Here is a 17,883-nt window from a genome sequence, read left to right as displayed (position 1 = left end):
TCCGAGTTTATATGGCAGTAAATTGGTTATTGGTTTAATCCTAAATTCTACAAGTGGATTATCTGATAATATTTATATATAAGTTTTTGGTAAATATGTTTGCCTTTTGTATTAGCTTTGCATTATATTTATCAACAGTAAGTAAGGCATTAGGAGCTGAAAGCCACTTTTGGAGAAGAAAGCTCTCAAAGGAATTGGCCCGGAAGCCGAAAGCCAAGGAAACATTAAGCATTATCAATTCATTATTTATTTTTTTCGGGTTATTTAATCGCTACGCTATGGCACAAACTTCTACCCTTATCTCTTCCTTTTTCAAAGGGAAAACTTTAACGAGGCTACTGTTGCTTCTGTTCTTCTGTTTAGCAGGAGCAGTACAAGCCTATAGCCAAGTTGCCACGTTGAACACAAGCTATGGAGGTCCGTGGAGTAACATCGATAAAGATAAAACACCAGGCTGGGTTTCTACTAAGCTAGGCGTGGACAAGGAGTCGATTAACATGGGAGAAAGCGAGGCAGGCGGCTCGGCAAGCTTTGATAAAAAGGGCTCTGCTATAGAAATAACTTTTGATGATATAGCCGGGCTTGTCACCTTCTGGGTAAGATCAGAGGGGAATCGAAATTTTACTGGTGCAACTATAAGTGTATTTGAGAAGGCTACTGGGGGTGATTATACTTTGGCTGGAGATAGGTTTATTCAAAAAACAAATACTACTACAGGGGAGAAAGTTACCTTCAGCTTGAAACCAGAGACTAGAACTGTAAAGATTGAATTATTAAATATCACATCAGGAACAATCGTAGTGGATGATGTTCATGTTATGAAGGCAGTACCAAAAATAAACATCAAGCAAGGAACAGCAGATATATTAAGTCCAGATGGCAGGTATTCTTTTGGAAGGATTCCAGTAGGTTCACGAAGCCAGGCTGTTGTATTTAGTATTGAGAATACAGGAACGGCTGACCTACTTCTTACAGAAACTCCTATCATTGACATATCTGGTGTAGATGCTTCCGAATTTGAACTAGACTTTACCGCAACAAATGCAGTGATACCTCCTGGTGCTAGTACTACTTTTAGTATAGCTTTTAGGCCAACGAAAGAAGCTTTAATGTCTGCAACTATAACTATTGCAAATAATGATGAAGAAATAAACCCCTACATTTTCACAGTAACTGGTGAAGGCTGGCTTTGCCCTGAGACTAAAGAACTTGATGTATATGATGGTATAGTTGGAAGCCAAATCTATGTGCATGGTTCTAACTTCAGCAGAACATCAAGAGTAACTGTTGGAGGGGTAGATGCAAACTACTATGTGGAAAGTGATAACCTTATAGATTTACAGATTCCTGAAGGAGCTCAGTCAGGTCTTATTATAGTCTATAATGCTGTTTGCTCTAGCCAAGGGATAGAGTTCACAGTAAAGCAACCTCTCATTACGATATCTAAATCTGATATAAGCATAAGTGCGAATGTTGGGGAAAGTATTGTTGAACAGTATCAGGTAAGTGCAGAATTTCTAAATGCAGGAGCTGGTGTGTCGTTGGAGATGAGTAGTGAAACAGGGGTGTTCACCATATCTAAAAGCATTGATGGTCCTTTTTCAAGTTCTATAATTATCAACGATAATATTATTGTGGATGGAGAGGTTAATGAGGAGGGGGAGTTTATTAATATTGTTAATCGAACATTAGCACCAATTGATATCTGGGTAAAATATACTCCTACTTCGGCAGGCAACACAACTGCCTCTATCACCCATGAAACATCCAACGCTGAGACTAAAACGCTCAATATAAACGCTACTGCGACAGTAGCACCGCGTAAACCAGTAATTACTATCTCAGAAACAACCATGAACCTGAGTGCTGCTGTGGGAGTTACTGACAAGAAGCTGTACCAAGTTAGTGCAGTAAATCTAAACGATGGTGCCAGTGTGACAGTGGACGTGAGTGGTGCCCTTGGAGCCTACACTATCTCTAGAAGCGAGAATGGTCCATTCACTAAAACGCTTGTGTTCACCGATGAAATTGTAGACAATACCTTGCAGTCATCTGAGATTTGGGTACAATTCGCTCCGACAGTTGCTGGTAACTCTACTGCATCTATCACTCATGAATCAGCGGATGCAGAAACCAAGGTGCTTGTTATCAATGGTGTAACTCCTTCTACCCCTCTCCCAGTAGAACTTATCTCCTTCAAAGCGGTGAAGCAGAATGATGCGGTGGCGCTGACTTGGGCAACGGCTTCGGAGCAGGACAACAACTACTTCGATGTAGAAGTGTCTGAGGGTGCGCAGGCTGAGTTTAAAGCAGTAGGTAGAGTGCATAGCAAAGTGAACACTACTTCCATCAAGCAAAATTACCAGTTCCGCCACATGGGCAGCTTCACCGGCACACGTTACTACAGACTGAAGCAGGTGGACCTAGATGGCACGTTCGAGTACAGCAAAGTAGTAGCTGTGGAATCAAGAGGTATAGGAATGACGGCAGGCGTAAAGGTATACCCTAACCCAGTTACGCCAGAGTCTAAGCTGGTATTCCCGGCTGCAGAAGCAGGCAAGCTGAACGTGACAGTGCTGAACATGAACGGCTCCAGAGTAGACAGCAAGTCGTACGACATTGAAGCTGGCGAAAACAGAATCGAGCTGAACTTGAGCAGCAACCTGCCAGCCGGCATCTACATCCTGATGACGGAGTTCAACGGAAAGACAGAGCAGGTGAAACTGATAAAGCAGTAACATCTACCTCACAAGGTATAGGAAAGCCCGCCAGTCAATGGCGGGCTTTCTTTTTGCGCCATACCTATCGGCACCCAAAAGAAAAAGGAAGAGCAGTAAAATCCAGTCGCTGTGGCAGCGGCGTATATAAACTTTTGAAACATTGGTTTATTCCGGTGCAAGCTTTAATTTTGGAGGATTCACAAAACCATAGCAGCAATGAAAAGAGATACAGCCATTTTCGACCTGATTGCCAAGGAAAAAGAGCGCCAGATGCATGGCATCGAACTGATTGCCTCCGAGAACTTCGTGTCGGAGCAGGTGATGCAGGCCATGGGCAGCGAAATGACCAATAAATACGCGGAAGGGCTTCCAGGCAAGCGCTACTATGGTGGCTGTGAAATCGTAGATCAGTCAGAGCAGTTGGCCATTGACCGTGCCAAAGAACTGTTCGGCGCCGCTTGGGCCAACGTGCAGCCGCATTCAGGGGCACAGGCAAACGCGGCGGTGATGCTGGCCGTGCTACAGCCTGGCGATAAAATCCTGGGGTTTGACCTTTCCCACGGCGGTCACCTGACGCACGGATCCCCGGTGAACTTCTCTGGCAAGCTATACCAGCCTTCGTTCTATGGCGTGGAGCAGGAAACTGGGCTAATTGATTTTGATAAAGTAGTAGAGTCCGCTCGACGCGAGAAGCCGAAGCTGATTATCTGCGGAGCCTCCGCCTACAGCCGTGACTGGGATTACAAGCAATTGCGGGCCGCTGCCGATGAGGTGGGCGCACTGCTGCTGGCCGACATTTCCCACCCATCTGGCCTAATTGCCAAAGGGCTGTTGAACAACCCATTTGAGCATTGCCACATTGTGACGACCACTACGCACAAAACGCTGCGTGGCCCAAGAGGCGGTATGATTATGATGGGGAAAGACTTTGAGAACCCATTCGGTCTGAAAACACCAAAGGGTGAAACCCGCATGATGTCGTCTCTGTTGGATGGCGCTGTGTTCCCTGGAACGCAGGGCGGGCCACTGGAGCACGTCATCGCTGCCAAGGCGGTGGCGTACTTTGAAGCCCTTTCTGATGACTATACCTCCTACATCCAGCAAGTGCAGAAAAACGCACAGGCAATGGCTGCCGCCTTCGTGGAGCGCGGTTACAACATCATCTCAGGTGGTACAGACAACCACATGATGCTGATTGACCTGCGCTCGAAAGGTATAACCGGCAAACTGGCTGAGAACACACTGGTGAAGGCTGACATCACCATCAACAAGAACATGGTGCCGTTTGATGACAAGTCACCATTCGTGACGTCTGGTATGCGTGTGGGTACGGCTGCTATCACAACACGAGGCCTGAAAGAGAACGATATGGCCCGCATTGTGGAGTTGATGGATGACGTGCTGACTAACCATGACAACGATAGCAAGCTAGAGGCGGCGCGCAAAGAAGTGAACAGTTGGATGAAGCAGTACCCGCTTTTCGCTTACTAAAAATTGACAAACGGTATACAGAGGGCCACTAGATAGATGGATCAACCATATTTGGAAGAAGGAGAGCAGCAGCAGGAGATGTCCTTTGTGGACCACCTGGAAGAGTTGAGATGGCACCTTATCCGTTCTTTAGGCTCAATTCTCGTTTTTGCGATAGCGGCTTTTCTGGCTAAGGAGTTCGTGTTTCATGACATAATCCTGGCTCCTTCCCGGCCGGACTTCTTCAGCTATCAGTTCATGTGCGAAGTTGGGCAGAAAATGGGCTCTGATGTGCTTTGCATCACAGAATTGGGCTTTACGATACAAAGCCGGCAGATGAGCGGGCAGTTCGCGATGCACATCATGGTGTCGCTGGTGCTGGGTTTGGCCTGTGCCTTTCCGTATGCCTTCTGGGAGATATGGCGTTTCGTGAAGCCAGGTCTGTACCCGCAGGAGCAGAAGAACTCGCAAGGGGCTGTGTTCTGGGTCTCTATTCTGTTCATGATGGGCTTGCTGTTTGGCTACTACGTAGTCTCTCCTATCTCCATCAACTTCCTGGCAGGCTATCAGGTAGACCCTTCTATTGTCAATGAGTTCGATTTGTCCTCATACATCTCTACCCTCACTACGCTCTGCCTGGCCTGTGCCATTATGTTCGAGCTGCCGGTTATCGTATACTTCTTTACCAAGGCTGGCCTGCTCTCACCGGAGATTATGAAGCTGTACCGCCGTCACTCCGTCGTGGTGATTCTGGTTGTTGCGGCCATCATCACTCCCCCAGATGTGATAAGCCAGTTGCTGATAGCCCTGCCGCTCATCATACTTTACGAAGTTAGCATACGGGTGTCCGGGTCCATCATCAAACGTGATTTGAAAAAGTTAAACGAAAACAACTCTTAAGGTATGGCATACAAGATAGCGATAGGCGGTGATCACGCCGGCTTCACCTACAAAGGCCTCTTGAAGGAACAGTTGGCTGCGGCAGGCCACGACGTGATGGACTTCGGCCCAGGCTCAGATGCCTCCGTCGATTACCCCGACCACGTGCACCCGCTTGCCAAAGCAGTTGTGAGCAAAGACGCTGACTTCGGCATCCTGATTTGCGGTAGCGGCAACGGCGTGGCCATGACGGCGAACAAGTACCAGGAGATACGGGCAGCGCTGTGCTGGAAAGCAGAGCTGGCCGAGCTCGCCCGGCAACACAACAACGCCAATGTGCTGTGCATACCTGCCCGCTTCGTGTCGGAGCAGGAGGCGGCGGACATGGTGCGTGTGTTCCTGGAGACAGACTTTGAAGGGGGGCGCCACCAGAACCGCGTAGACAAAATTCCGGTTTGCTAAAGGTATAGCAACAGCGATTTAACGAGACTTTCTATAGACTGCCGCTGTCTGTGTGGGCGCATATACCCCGAAGACGGACGGCAGTTTGTGTTTCAGCTGTGGCATCAGGCCGGCTTGGTCCACAATGTAGGCTGGCGACTCTTGTCGGAAGTTCAGGTATAGCTCATACACGGCCTGGTACTCGTCTAGTCGCCCGAAGTGCCGCTGCGAGAGCTCCCAGTTCAGGTATGGCGTGGCCGGCTTGTTCTGTTCATAGTAACTATAGTCATCCCCCAGCACAAGCACGGTGCTGCCCGTCATCATTTCAGGCTGCTGTCGCTGTGGCAGCAACAGCCTTGAATCGTCTACCTGCACAAGTCTGTTGATGCCGAGCGGCTCCCGGTAGCGTAATAGGAGCACTCCACCTAGCAATAGGAAGAAGTATAGGTTCAGAATCCATTTTTTGGTGCGGCTAGCGAAGAGAAACTCTCCGAAGTAGGCAATAGGCGGCAGCATGACCAGGAAAGTCCCCACTGATATCTCCTGCCGCGTGAACACTAGCACGGCACTCACTAACAGCCATACCGTCATCAGTTGTTGGAATTTATCCTGAAACACGAGCCGCTGCGGCAGCGAAGTGGTACTGATGAGAGAGAGCAGCAGGAGCAGGCCCGGCAGCAGCAACGCCTTGGCCAGGTGAGCAGGCGGCAGCAGCGTGCTGATTTGGAACTGCCAGGGCTGCAGCAGGTGCATCTCCAGGAAGTAAGAGGCGGTGTTGGTGTACAGGTAGTACGTCACCAGCAACGCGTACGGAAAAGCGAAACCGCACAGCATGAGCAGGAAGCTGCGGAACGTGTTCGATGAGAAAAGCACTACCCCAAAGGCCGCCACCAGCAGGAACAAAGCCAGCGGCAAATAACAGAGCGCAGCCAAACCCACCATAAAGCCCCCTACAAACAGGCGGTTATTGTCCAGGCCTTCGCGAGAAATGGTGATGATGTAAGGCAGGGAGAAGATGATGAACGTGTTGCCGATGAGCAGCGGCGTCAGCATGTCAAACTCAAAGGTGATGCTGCCCATGAGCAGGTAGAGCAGGGCCGGGATGTAACCTTTGCCTGCGTATACCTGGTAGCGGTTGAGGGTAACATTGAAGAAGACTGCCTGCAGCAGCAACAGGAATGTAGCCGTAAGCCGGTACGTCAGGTAAGAGCGCCCTGCTGCCACGTCTATGGTCCAGTAAAAGAAGGCGGAGAGCGGTCCTGTGCTGTCGTAGATGTCGCGGTACATGGCAAAGCCATCGGCCATGCGCTCGCCCACCAGCATGTAGAGCAGCTCCGACACAGTAGCCGGTACACCCAGAAAAACCAGGGGAATCCGGATGGCCAGGAACAGCAAGATAAGCAGAAACAGTCGGGAAGGCAGTATGCTTCGGAAGTAACTAATCAAAGGAAGACGGAGTTAGAGGGAACTATACACCGGCCTGAAACGAAATGAGTAAGGCACAATTGGGGTAAAAATGCGAAATTAATATGATATTTGCATCTTCATATGGAAAGTAAAAGACAACAGAAATTTTCGCGCCTCATTCAGAAAGAGATGGCAGAAATCTTCCAGAGGGAAGTGCCGCACTTGTTCGGTGGCGCCTACATCTCGGTGAGCGTGGTGCGCGTGTCGCCTGACCTGGGGCTGGCCCGGGTATACCTGAGCGTGATGAACGCCAAGGAGACCAACGAGGCCATGCTGCAGGAGCTGCGCGTGAACACCAAAACCATCCGCCACCTGCTGGCGCAGCGCATCAAAAAGCAGGTGCGCGTCATCCCGGAGCTCGTTTTCTACCTCGACGACAGCGCCGAGTATGCTGCACACATCGATAAAATATTCTCCAACCTGGACATACCCCCTGCCCCCGAAGAAGACGAGGACGCAGAGGAAGATGAGACCAATTCCCGCTAGTTTTTTGCATCACCCTTATGCAGTATGACCCGATTAAGCGTGTGCTGGGGAACGTGTTCAACCAGACACCCTTCCTGCGCCGCGTATTCTACAATTTGCTGGACCTGTTGCTGTTGCGCGCCTGGCATGTGCACAAAGAGCTGAATGCCTGGGCCTCCAGCCGCAAAGGCCAGGAGCAGCACATCTTGGACGCCGGCTCCGGTTTTGGACAGTATACCTACTGGCTCTCCAGCCAAAGTGCCAAGTGGAGCATCCTGGCGGTTGACGTCAAGGAAGAGCAGATTTCAGACAGTAACCGCTTTTTCCGCAACATAGGGCGGCAGAACGTCATTTTCCGCATTGGCGACTTGGTTAAGTATAGAGAGGACAACACCTACGACCTCATCCTTTCCGTGGATGTGATGGAGCACATACTCGAAGACGTGGAGGTGTTCCGGAACTTTCAGGCGTCGCTGGTGCCGGGCGGCATGCTCGTCATATCCACCCCTTCTGACCAGGGCGGCTCTGACGTGCACGGCGATGGCGAGACGTCTTTCATCGAAGAACACGTACGTGACGGCTATAACATCCAGGAGATACAGGACAAGCTGAAGCTGGCTGGTTTCAGCAGAGTGGAGGCCCGCTATTCGTACGGGAAGCCTGGCCAGGTGTCGTGGCGCCTGTCCATGAAGTACCCGCTGCTGATGCTGGGAGCCTCCAAAGCCTTCTTTTTAGTGCTGCCTTTCTACTACCTGCTCACCTTCCCGGTGTGCCTGGTGCTCAACTGGTTGGACGTGAATGGAAACCATCCGTCCGGCACCGGTTTGATTGTGAAGGCGTGGAAGTAAATTAAATTGCTAAATTGCTGAAGCGTTCTCTATTGCCATACCTACTCCTCTACCTTTGTAACAAAAGGAAATTGCCTGCTGCGGCAGTAAAAGGGAAAATGATGAGCAAGGTATACCACACAACTCAACAATCTAGCGATTTCATAATCAGCCATTAACACAACTAAATGAACGTTCCTTTTCTCATAGCGAAGCGGTATTTCTTCTCCAGGAAGAAGAGGAACATCATTAGCATTATCTCCAACATCGCCATGATTGGCGTGGCCGTGGGCACCATGTCGCTGATTATCGTGCTCTCGGTGTTCAATGGATTAGAGGATTTGATTCGGGCCATCTACAGCAGCTTTGACCCAGACCTGAAGATATCCGCGGCGGAGGGGAAATCCTTTGAGACCGATACCGAGTTCATGAACCGCATCCGGCGTACCCCAGGTATAGCCGTGGTGACGGAGGTGATTGAGGACAACGCCCTGCTGCGCTACAACGACCGCCAGATGGTGGTGAAGGTGAAAGGCGTGAGTGAGAACTTCTTTGAGCAGAATGACATCGACTCCGCTGTGGTGGAAGGCAGCCATAGCCTGTACCGCAAAGACGGCTACTTTGCCCTGATTGGGCGTGGCGTGCAGTACCAGCTCTCCATCCGAACGGGCAATCGGTTCACGCCCATGCAGTTCCTGTATCCGCGCAACACCAAATTCAACCCACTCAACCCGGAAGGGGCCTTCAACGAACTCAACATCACCTCGGGAGGCGTGTTCGCCATTGAGCGGCAGTACGACGACGCCTATGTGTTTGTGCCGCTGCAGTTTGCCGAGGAACTCATGGAGTATGGCCGCCGGCGGACTTCGCTCGAGATAAAGGTGGACAAAGGCTACCGGATTGAGGCCGTGAAGCGCTCGCTGCAGCAGTTGCTGGGAGAGTCGTTCAAGGTGCAGAACAGCGATGAGCAGCATACCAGCCTGCTACGTGCCGTGAAGGTGGAGAAGCTGTTCGTGTTCATCACCTTCGCCTTCATCCTGCTTATCGCCTCGCTCAACATCTTCTTCTCCCTCTCCATGCTGGTGATAGACAAGAAGAAGGACATTGCCATATTGGCCTCCATGGGGGCTACGAAGGAAACCATCCGCAACATCTTTCTAATGGAGGGAGCTTTGGTCGCCTTCATTGGTGCTGCCTACGGGCTTTCGCTGGGTATGCTCGTCTGCAACCTGCAGCAGACGTTTGGGTTGGTGTCTATGGGTATGGCCACGTCTGTGGTAGATTCCTATCCCGTCAAGATGGAGGTGGGAGATTTCGTGCTGACGGGGCTCGCCATTGTCGTCATCACCCTGCTCGTTTCTATCAGGCCGGCCCGCAAGGCGGCCGCCATGTCCGTCACAGAACACATCTAACCGGCAGGTATAGCCACACTTTCTCTCAGGCGGAGACGCCTCTTTCTCCTCGCAGCAGCATGGGTTGGCAAAGGCGCACCTGTATGGCATTGTAGGCCTTTATGAGCAATGATTCACGCACTTCGAAAGGAACCACTAGAAATATGATAATTTTTTGATTGTTAGGCTATTTAAACCAGTTGCAGGTAGGATATTTGGAGTTTAAAGGGTAAATTAGGGGTCCTAATATTGTACCTGTATGGAAGTATACACCACGCAACCTTTCCAGGCCATCTATTCGTTGTTCGAGCACGAGTACCTGGGATACCAGTTTGAGTCTTTTGTGGTGCAGATTAATACCAAGGGCCAGCTGACTTTGCAGCACCAGAATATTTCTGCCAAAAACGCCGATGAATTCGCCTCTCGCCTGGACGCCCGCGACTTCGAGCTGATTCCCCTGATTGACCAAATCCAGCAGGATGTAGTAATAAAGAAGTTCTCCGCGAAGAAGGTTTCCGCCGCCGATTTCTTCCTGAAGGTATATGACCCGGAAAAAGGTGACAAGGTTCTGCAGGAGAAAATAAGCCAGTACATACAGGTGCGCATGGGCAAGATTCTCGACTTGCTGGCCAACAAGAGGACCTTCATCATGGGCAAGGACGGCGACCCTACCTGGAAAGAAATTACCGTGGCCCCACAAAAGGCGACAGTGCTGTTCCACTTCAGGCGCAACGAGACCAACACGCACTACTTCCCTACCATCAAGTACCAGGGTGAGAAGCTTCATTTCCAGTACCGGGATGCCGTACTGGTATGTAACGAACCCGCCTGGCTGCTGCTGGATGGCGTGATTTACAGCTTCGAGAAAGGTATAGACGGCAAGAAGCTGCAGCCTTTCCTCAACAAGAAGTTTATTGTGATTCCGCGCACCGTGGAAGAGAACTATTACCGCAAGTTCATCACGCCGCTCGTCGAGTCGTTCGATGTGTACGCGGAGGGGTTCAACATCAAATCTGAGAAATATACGCCGAGCCCTTACCTGACCTTCTCAGAGATAAAGGACGCTGATGCGCCGGTTATGGCAGGCGGCAAAATGGCCGAAGCGGCCAAGGCAGCGCGTGTCGCAGCAGCCGATAAAATCCTTTTTAACCTATCGTTCCGTTACGGAGACCATGTGGTGCAGACGCAGGAGGCCAAGCGGGTGAGCGTGAGCATGGAAAAGACCACCGACTCCTACATCTTTCACCGGCTCATACGCGATGCCGTGCACGAGAAAGAGTATGTGAAGGAACTGGCCAAGCGGGAGCTGAAGGTGAAGAACGGGCAGGCGGTGCTGGAAAAAGGCGCGGCTTTCTCCTGGCTCAACAGCAACTTGAACGAACTGGAGAACCTGGGCTTTACGGTGGCCCAGGCCGAGAAGAACGGCAAGGACTACTTTATTGGCGAGGTATCGGTGCAGGTAGGTATAGCCGAGAACAACGACTGGTTCGATATTTACGGTACTGTGCGCTTCGGCGAGTTCGAAGTGCCTTTCATCCGCCTCAAAAACCACATCCTGACCCGCAACAATGAGTTCACGCTTCCGAACGGGCAGATAGCCATCATTCCGGAGGAGTGGTTCACCCAGTACATCGAACTGTTTGCATTTTCGGAGGGGGAGCAACAGCTGACGCTGCGCAAGCACCACATGGCGCTGGTGAACGACCTGCAGAACGGCAACTTGGCCCAAGTGACCATGACGCGCAAGCTGGAGAGGCTGCGCGAGTTCGACGCTATAGAAGACAAGCCGATGCCGGTGGGCTTCCAAGGGGAACTGCGCCCCTACCAGAAGGCGGGCTACAACTGGCTGCACTTTGTGAAAGACTACAAGTTTGGCGGCTGCCTGGCCGACGACATGGGGCTGGGCAAAACGGTGCAGACGCTGGCCATGCTGCAGCACCGCAAGGAGAGTGGCGCCGAGGCGGCATCGCTTCTGGTGATGCCCACCTCGCTGATATATAACTGGCTCAACGAGGCGCAGAAGTTTACGCCACAGCTGCGCATCCTGACTTATACCGGTACCTACCGCGACAAGAACGTGGAGTTGTTCAACGACTACGATTTGGTGCTGACCTCCTACGGCATAGTGCGTCTGGACTCCGAGCTGCTCCAATCCTATTTCTTTGATTACATTATACTGGACGAGTCGCAGGCCATCAAAAACCCGGATTCCAACACCTCCCGCTCGGTGAGGTCGCTCAAGTCGCGGCACCGCCTCATACTGACGGGTACTCCGGTGGAGAACAGCACCATGGACCTGTGGTCGCAGATGTCATTCATCAACCCAGGATTGCTGGGAACCAAGCATTTCTTCCGCAATGAGTTCCTCAAGCCCATTGAGAAGCAGAAGGACGAGCAGAAGACCCGCCGGCTGCATGCGCTTATCAAGCCTTTCATTTTGCGCAGGCACAAGTCGCAGGTGGCCAAGGAACTCCCGGCCAAGGTGGAGCATACCACTTTCTGCAGGATGACGGAGGAGCAGGAGCACGCCTACGAGGAAACCAAATCCTATTACCGTAACAAAATCCTGACGAGCCTGGAGGAGAACGGGGCGAACAACACGCAGTTCATGCTCTTGCAGGGCCTCATGAAACTACGGCAAATCGCCAACCACCCGTTTATGACAGACCCAGGCTACGAAGGAGAGTCGGGCAAGCTGAAGGAGGTGCTGCGGATGACGAGGAACGTGGTCGCGAAAGGACATAAAGTCCTTATCTTCAGTCAGTTCGTGAAGCACTTGGAAATCATTCGGCAGGCGCTGGACGACAAAGGTATCACCTATGCCTACCTGGATGGTAATACCAAGAACCGGCAGCAGCAGGTGGAGCTTTTCCAGAACAATGAAAGCATACAGACTTTCCTGATATCGCTGAAAGCAGGTGGCGTGGGCCTCAACCTGACAGCCGCCGACTATGTGTTCATCCTGGACCCGTGGTGGAACCCAGCCGTTGAGGCGCAGGCCGTGGACCGGGCACACCGCATCGGGCAGCAGAACACAGTGTTCACCTACAAGTTCATCACAAAAGACACGGTAGAGGAGAAGATACTGGCGCTGCAGAGTCGTAAGATACAACTCGTCACCGACCTCATCAGCACCGACGAAACCATCATCAAGAGCCTGACGAAGGACGATATAGACAATCTGCTGAGTTAAAGGCGGCCAGTGAAAACAATCTATACCTTAGGATGTTGATTGCTTGAAAGTGTAACGGAGCCGTAGCGCATCAGTGTGCTGCGGCTTTTTCTTTTGCGGCAGGTATAACCTTGGCCAAGCGAAGAGGTTAAAGAAGGACAAGACACGACCAAATGCGGCTTCACCTCAAAACCACTGTGCAGCAGGATTACCTCAGCGTTTTTCAGGCCTTTGATGAACGGCTGTTCAGGAGGCTGGCACCGCCCTACCCGCGCCTGAAGCTGTTGCGCTTCGATGGCAGCGAGCCGGGCAACGTGGTGGAAGTGGAGCTGCAGACAGGTGTCAAATCCTTCCGCTGGACGAGCCTGATTACGGAGCGTCAGATAACCGATACAGCGGCCTGGTTCGTGGACGAAGGGCAGGAACTGCCGCCTCCGCTGCGGCACTGGCGGCACAAGCACCTGGTCAGCAGGCAGGACACGGGCGCCACCATCCACGACATCATCGACTACAGTACCGGCAGCAAAGTATTGGACGCCCTGCTCTACCCGCTCATGCTGGCTGGCTTTGGCATGCGGAAGCCGGTGTACAGGAAGATTTTCGGGACAGGTAAGGTATAGCGGGTTTTCAAAACCTTTCCTATACCCTGTCAGTTAAGTGCAGAAGAAAATAAAGTGTATCTTAGGGTATGACGAAAGCAGTCATCATTGGGTCAGGTATAGGCGGCATCGCCACGGCCATCCGGCTGGCGGTGAAAGGGTATGCCGTGACCGTGTTTGAGGCCAATGCTTCGTTTGGCGGCAAAATGCACCAGTTCGACCTGGAAGGCTACCGCTTCGATGCCGGGCCTTCGCTGTTCACGCTGCCGCACTTGGTGGATGAGCTATTCACACTGGCGGGCCGCACCCCCTCCGACTACTTCACCTATACCCGCCTCGACCCCATCACCCACTACTTCTGGCCCGATGGCAGCCGGTTAAAAGCCCATGCCGACCCGGAGGCGTTCGCCGAAGAGGTGGAGCAGCAGTTGGGGGTGCCAAAGGAGGCAGTGCGGGAAGTGCTAGCCAAGAGCGCCAGGCTCTACAACGGCACCGCCGATACGTTTCTGCACAAGTCGCTGCACCGGCTGGATACCTACCTGAGCGCGGATGTGCTCAAGGCGTTGGGCTGCCTCTCTGATTTGGGCTTGACGACAACCATGCACAGCGCCAACGCGCAGCAGTTCAAGGACCCGCGCTTCGTGCAGTTGCTGGACCGCTTTGCCACCTACAACGGCTCTGACCCTTACCAAGCCCCCGGAACCCTCAACCTGATACCGCACCTGGAGCACAACATCGGCGCATTCTATCCGAAGGGCGGCATTTATTCCATTGCCAGCAGCCTAGTGAGGCTGGCAGAGGAACTGGGCGTGGAGTTCAGGTATAGCGAGCCAGTAGAGCGCATTCTAATAACAGGAAGCAGAGCGACAGGTATAGAGACACCGAAGGGCAGGTATAGCGCAGAAGTGGTGGTCAGCAACATGGACATTGTGCCAACCTACCGCCGCTTGCTCCCCGACCAGCCGGCGCCGGAACACACGCTGCAGCAGCCGCGTTCCAGCTCCGCCCTCATCTATTACTGGGGTATAGCGCATGAGTTCCCAGAGCTGCACCTGCACAACATCTTCTTCAGCCAGGATTACAAAACCGAGTTTGAGCATATCTTCCGGCACAAAACGATTAGTCCCGACCCGACGGTGTACGTCAACATCACCTCCAAGCTGGAGCCAGCCGATGCGCCGCCGGGTTGTGAGAACTGGTTTGTGATGGTGAACGTGCCACACCATCAGGGGCAGGACTGGGAGGCGCTCATCCAATTGACGCGGGAGGCTGTGGTAGGGAAACTGAGCCGCATGCTGGGTATAGACTTAAAACCGCTGATACAGTGTGAGCAGGTGCTGGACCCGCTGCTGATTGAGCGACAAACCTCCTCTTATGCCGGGGCCTTGTACGGGAGCAGCTCCAATAACCGGATGGCTGCCTTTCTGCGGCACCCGAACTTCAGTTCTAAACTCAAGGGCTTGTACTTCTGTGGCGGCAGCGTGCATCCGGGTGGTGGTATTCCGCTCTGCCTGCTGTCGGCCCGCATTGTGGGGCAGCTTGCGCCCACGGTAGCCCCTGTCAAAAAGCAACAGTTCCATGCCTGATACCATCGAGACGCAACATACAGCTATACCTGCCCTACACAAACTACGCCCTTATGCCTTCCCGGTGGCGTTGGCCGTATTGGTCATTTTCCATGCGGTGGGCTTCTGGGGGCTCCTGTTCAGCGGTGAATCGGAGTACTTCCAATCGCTCACGCCGCTCAACCTGCTGCTGACCTATGCGCTGCTGTTCAGTTTCCACAAGCGTTGGGATGGCACGTTTGTGCTGTTTGCCCTAGTGGTAGCGGCGGCTGGTTTCATGGCGGAGGTGGTGGGCATCCATACCGGCCTGCTCTTCGGTGACTATGTCTACGGCGAGGCCTTGGGCGCCAAACTCTGGGATGTGCCGCTACTCATTGGGCTCAACTGGCTGATGCTGGTCTACACCACAGGTCATATCGCCAACTTCACTTCCCTGCACTGGCTGCCGAAAGCGTTTCTGGCCGCGCTGCTGATGGTGGGGCTTGACTTCTTTATTGAGCCGGTGGCCATGCGATTCGACTTCTGGGACTGGAGCGGCAGCCACATCCCATTGTCAAACTACCTGGGTTGGCTGGGACTGTCGTTTCTGCTGCAGGTGTACTTCCAAAAAGTGGATATTTACAAGCGCAACCGGCTCGCGCCTTTTGTGTTCCTGGTGCAATTGGTTTTTTTCATCGCCCTATACCTGTTTCTATAAAGCGGGTAGCTTAATACGCTCAGGGTGTTGTACTTTGCTCCGATTTGCCATACCTTTGCAAGTTGTGGATAGAAAAACCGCTGTAGCTTTTCAGCTAAGTGAATTGTGACACGTAATCAATTCTTCCTGCGGATTGGCTTTACTTACAAGCAAGATACATATGACCTTTTTGGACACGATATTGGGGGAACTCCTGCAGATTTTCAGGCGGGAAGGTATAGAGGCGCATTCCGATGAGGACCTTATCCGAAAACTCGACATCCGGCAGTCATCGTTCAAGGAGCTTTTCTCCAGTAGGGCTGACATGGTACGGCAGGTTATTCTGTTCGATATCGAGCAGCAAAAGCGTGAGCAGGAGCAGCTGCTGGCGAAGGCCTCCAACCCGGTGGAAGAAATCATGATGCTGCTGCAAGACGGTATCAAGAAGATAAGGGAGATAGACCCGGTTTTCATTACAGACATGCAGCAGTACCCGCAGGCCTGGCAGCTGAGCATGGAGCATGTGAGCAGCAACAACCAGTATGTGAATGCCGACATCCTGAACAGGGGCATCCTGCAGGGCTACTTCCGGAAGGACATCAACCTGCAGCTGGTCACTAAGATTATCCTGGAGCAGTTCTTCATGATGATTAACCCCAGAATATTCCCACCAGAAAAGTACGACCTCTCAGAGGTGTTCCGGAGCATATACTTGTACTATGTGCGGGGCATCTGTACCGAGACAGGCGGCAAACTGGCAGAGGCGTATTTCTCCAGAAATATATTGTAGCCCTTGCTACAGCCCCAACAGAAAAGCGGCCTGCAGGTATACCTGCAGGCCGCTTTTCTGTTGGGGCTCTGCTCAGCCTTAGCTGATGGACACGCGCACCTTTTTGGTGTACTCACGGAGTGCCGTTTTGAAGTCAGCACCGGTGTCCTGCATGTGGTTCAGAATCCAGACAGCCGCCAGCACGTGCGTCAGCTGTTCGCCTTCGTCGTCACCCTCCACCTCGATGGTAAGCGGTTGCTCGTCTACGATGGCAGCCTCTGCGGCCATCAACTCGTCCAGCGACTGGTTCTCCACTAGTTTCTTGATTGCGGGTATCTTCATGTCTATACGGTCAGTTTGGTAATCAAATCACGTACGGCTTCCTCTTTGCTGGCTGCCACGGTGTCCACCAGCTTGCCGCCTTTGAAAATGGCGAAGAAAGGAAGGTTGGTCACGCCGGCCACTTTGCGGGCTTCCGGGCTTGTCTCAGCGTTCACGTCCACGAAGGCGATGTTGGCGAAGGCCTCATCATCTGACATGCGCTTGAACTTGGGGGAAAACAGGCGGCAGCTGCCACACCAGTCGGCGTAGTATTTCACCACCACGTTCTGGTTGGAGTTGAGCACGTTATCAAAATCACTATCGGTTGCTACGATTACAGCCATATCTCTATATTTAGAAATTGAACATCAGATTAGGTATGCCTAATCATACTGGGTACAAATTTAACTGTTTCAACCTTAAAAAGCAGGCCGAAAGTCTTAATAGTGATTTATACCGTCGTAGCGTCCAATTGTTTAGCGTCTTCTTCTGCTTTTCTTGGGCTGGTCGTTGAGGAAGGCCACAAAATCAGCTTTATCGAAGGTGATGTGCCACATGCCTATCAGGTCGCCCTTTTTGTAGTTGATGGCCTGGTCCTTGGGGTACTTCTCCTGAATCAGGGTATAGTCGGCTGGTGCCAGCTCCTTGCCCGGGGTGCCATGGCAGTTCAGGCAGTTCTCCTGCCGCACATAGATGGGGGCGGTATACAGCAGCTCCTCCTGGTTCAAGGCCACTACCTCAGCCGAGTCGCTTTGGCTTTGTGTATACCTTTGTAGGGTTGTGGTCACCTGCGCGTCGAGCTGGTTTTGCGGGTTGCGGGGACGGCCGCTGACACGCCGGGAAATAGCCCCGTATTTATGCTGCAGCGCCTCCACCTCCTCGTAGTTCTCGGGTTGGCAGTGGGGCATGGCGGCGGCTACACCGCCCTGTGTCAGCTGCTCTATCAGGCGTGCGTCCCATTGCTGCGTCGCCAGCGCCACCACCGAGTCACCGGCCTTGCGGGCGGCATTCAGAATGTCCTGCTGCGTGAGCCGCTTCACCTTGTGGCGCTCCGCCTCCTGGGCGATTTCCTTCCCGCCTTCAATCGGTTTTATTTTCACATCGCAGCCTGAAACTATACA

At 52.4% G+C, this 17,883-nt stretch carries 16 protein-coding genes; 12 read left to right on the top strand and 4 right to left on the bottom strand.

From position 1 onward, the window contains the following. Nucleotides 1–53: 53 nt before the first annotated feature. From B051_RS21870 to rpiB, 4 genes are all read left to right on the top strand, one after another. Nucleotides 54–2,738: a T9SS type A sorting domain-containing protein gene (locus B051_RS21870; protein ID WP_157578448.1), complete on the top strand. Its 2,685-nt coding sequence runs from the start codon at nt 54–56 to the stop codon at nt 2,736–2,738. Nucleotides 2,739–2,936: 198 nt separating this feature from the next. Beyond that, the gene (gene glyA / locus B051_RS0101055) at nt 2,937–4,211 is read left to right on the top strand and encodes a serine hydroxymethyltransferase (protein ID WP_018476316.1); all 1,275 of its coding nucleotides are present in this window, start codon (nt 2,937–2,939) and stop codon (nt 4,209–4,211) included. A 36-nt stretch (nt 4,212–4,247) separates the two neighbouring features. Continuing rightward, nucleotides 4,248–5,090: a twin-arginine translocase subunit TatC gene (tatC, locus tag B051_RS0101050; RefSeq protein WP_026236112.1), complete on the top strand. Its 843-nt coding sequence runs from the start codon at nt 4,248–4,250 to the stop codon at nt 5,088–5,090. Between the two features lie 3 nt (nt 5,091–5,093). Then, nucleotides 5,094–5,531 (top strand): ribose 5-phosphate isomerase B, encoded by a 438-nt coding sequence (rpiB, locus tag B051_RS0101045; protein ID WP_018476314.1) that lies wholly within the window; start codon nt 5,094–5,096, stop codon nt 5,529–5,531. 18 nt (nt 5,532–5,549) lie between these two features. Here the strand turns inward: rpiB and B051_RS0101040 are convergent, their stop codons facing one another. Further along, nucleotides 5,550–6,956, bottom strand: a complete 1,407-nt coding sequence (locus tag B051_RS0101040; RefSeq protein WP_018476313.1) for a hypothetical protein — start codon at nt 6,954–6,956, stop codon at nt 5,550–5,552. A gap of 102 nt (nt 6,957–7,058) precedes the next feature. Between B051_RS0101040 and rbfA the strand changes: the two genes are divergently transcribed. The 8 genes from rbfA (at nt 7,059) to B051_RS0101000 (ending at nt 16,462) form a co-directional block, all read left to right on the top strand. Next, complete coding sequence (rbfA, locus tag B051_RS0101035; RefSeq protein WP_018476312.1) at nt 7,059–7,463, top strand: 30S ribosome-binding factor RbfA; 405 nt, start codon at nt 7,059–7,061, stop codon at nt 7,461–7,463. A gap of 17 nt (nt 7,464–7,480) precedes the next feature. Next, nucleotides 7,481–8,290: a class I SAM-dependent methyltransferase gene (locus tag B051_RS0101030; RefSeq protein ID WP_018476311.1), complete on the top strand. Its 810-nt coding sequence runs from the start codon at nt 7,481–7,483 to the stop codon at nt 8,288–8,290. 167 nt (nt 8,291–8,457) lie between these two features. After that, the gene (locus B051_RS0101025; protein ID WP_018476310.1) at nt 8,458–9,681 is read left to right on the top strand and encodes an ABC transporter permease; all 1,224 of its coding nucleotides are present in this window, start codon (nt 8,458–8,460) and stop codon (nt 9,679–9,681) included. Between the two features lie 238 nt (nt 9,682–9,919). Further along, entirely contained in the window at nt 9,920–12,853 is a 2,934-nt protein-coding gene (locus B051_RS0101020; protein ID WP_018476309.1) for a DEAD/DEAH box helicase, read from the top strand. 152 nt (nt 12,854–13,005) lie between these two features. Then, entirely contained in the window at nt 13,006–13,452 is a 447-nt protein-coding gene (locus B051_RS0101015) for an SRPBCC family protein (protein ID WP_018476308.1), read from the top strand. Nucleotides 13,453–13,520: 68 nt separating this feature from the next. Then, complete coding sequence (gene crtD / locus B051_RS0101010) at nt 13,521–15,017, top strand: 1-hydroxycarotenoid 3,4-desaturase CrtD (protein WP_018476307.1); 1,497 nt, start codon at nt 13,521–13,523, stop codon at nt 15,015–15,017. Next, nucleotides 15,010–15,693, top strand: a complete 684-nt coding sequence (locus tag B051_RS0101005) for a carotenoid biosynthesis protein (protein ID WP_018476306.1) — start codon at nt 15,010–15,012, stop codon at nt 15,691–15,693. The genes crtD and B051_RS0101005 overlap by 8 nt, the downstream gene beginning before the upstream one ends. Before the next feature lie 160 nt (nt 15,694–15,853). Further along, nucleotides 15,854–16,462, top strand: coding sequence for a hypothetical protein (locus tag B051_RS0101000; RefSeq protein WP_018476305.1), 609 nt, complete (start codon nt 15,854–15,856; stop codon nt 16,460–16,462). A 78-nt stretch (nt 16,463–16,540) separates the two neighbouring features. Here B051_RS0101000 and B051_RS0100995 read toward each other — a convergent pair whose 3' ends face one another. From B051_RS0100995 to B051_RS0100985, 3 genes are all read right to left on the bottom strand, one after another. Beyond that, nucleotides 16,541–16,783: a DUF6952 family protein gene (locus tag B051_RS0100995; RefSeq protein ID WP_018476304.1), complete on the bottom strand. Its 243-nt coding sequence runs from the start codon at nt 16,781–16,783 to the stop codon at nt 16,541–16,543. Nucleotides 16,784–16,785: 2 nt separating this feature from the next. Then, nucleotides 16,786–17,106 (bottom strand): thioredoxin family protein, encoded by a 321-nt coding sequence (locus B051_RS0100990; RefSeq protein WP_018476303.1) that lies wholly within the window; start codon nt 17,104–17,106, stop codon nt 16,786–16,788. A 132-nt stretch (nt 17,107–17,238) separates the two neighbouring features. Beyond that, a complete protein-coding gene (locus tag B051_RS0100985; protein ID WP_018476302.1) occupies nt 17,239–17,862 on the bottom strand; it encodes a Tll0287-like domain-containing protein in 624 nt (207 codons plus the stop codon). Between the last annotated feature and the right edge of the window lie 21 nt (nt 17,863–17,883).

It is taken from the genome of Pontibacter roseus DSM 17521, assembly GCF_000373265.1.
In the GTDB taxonomy this organism is placed as follows: domain Bacteria; phylum Bacteroidota; class Bacteroidia; order Cytophagales; family Hymenobacteraceae; genus Pontibacter; species Pontibacter roseus.
This window is presented reverse-complemented; position numbering and strand designations above follow the sequence as displayed.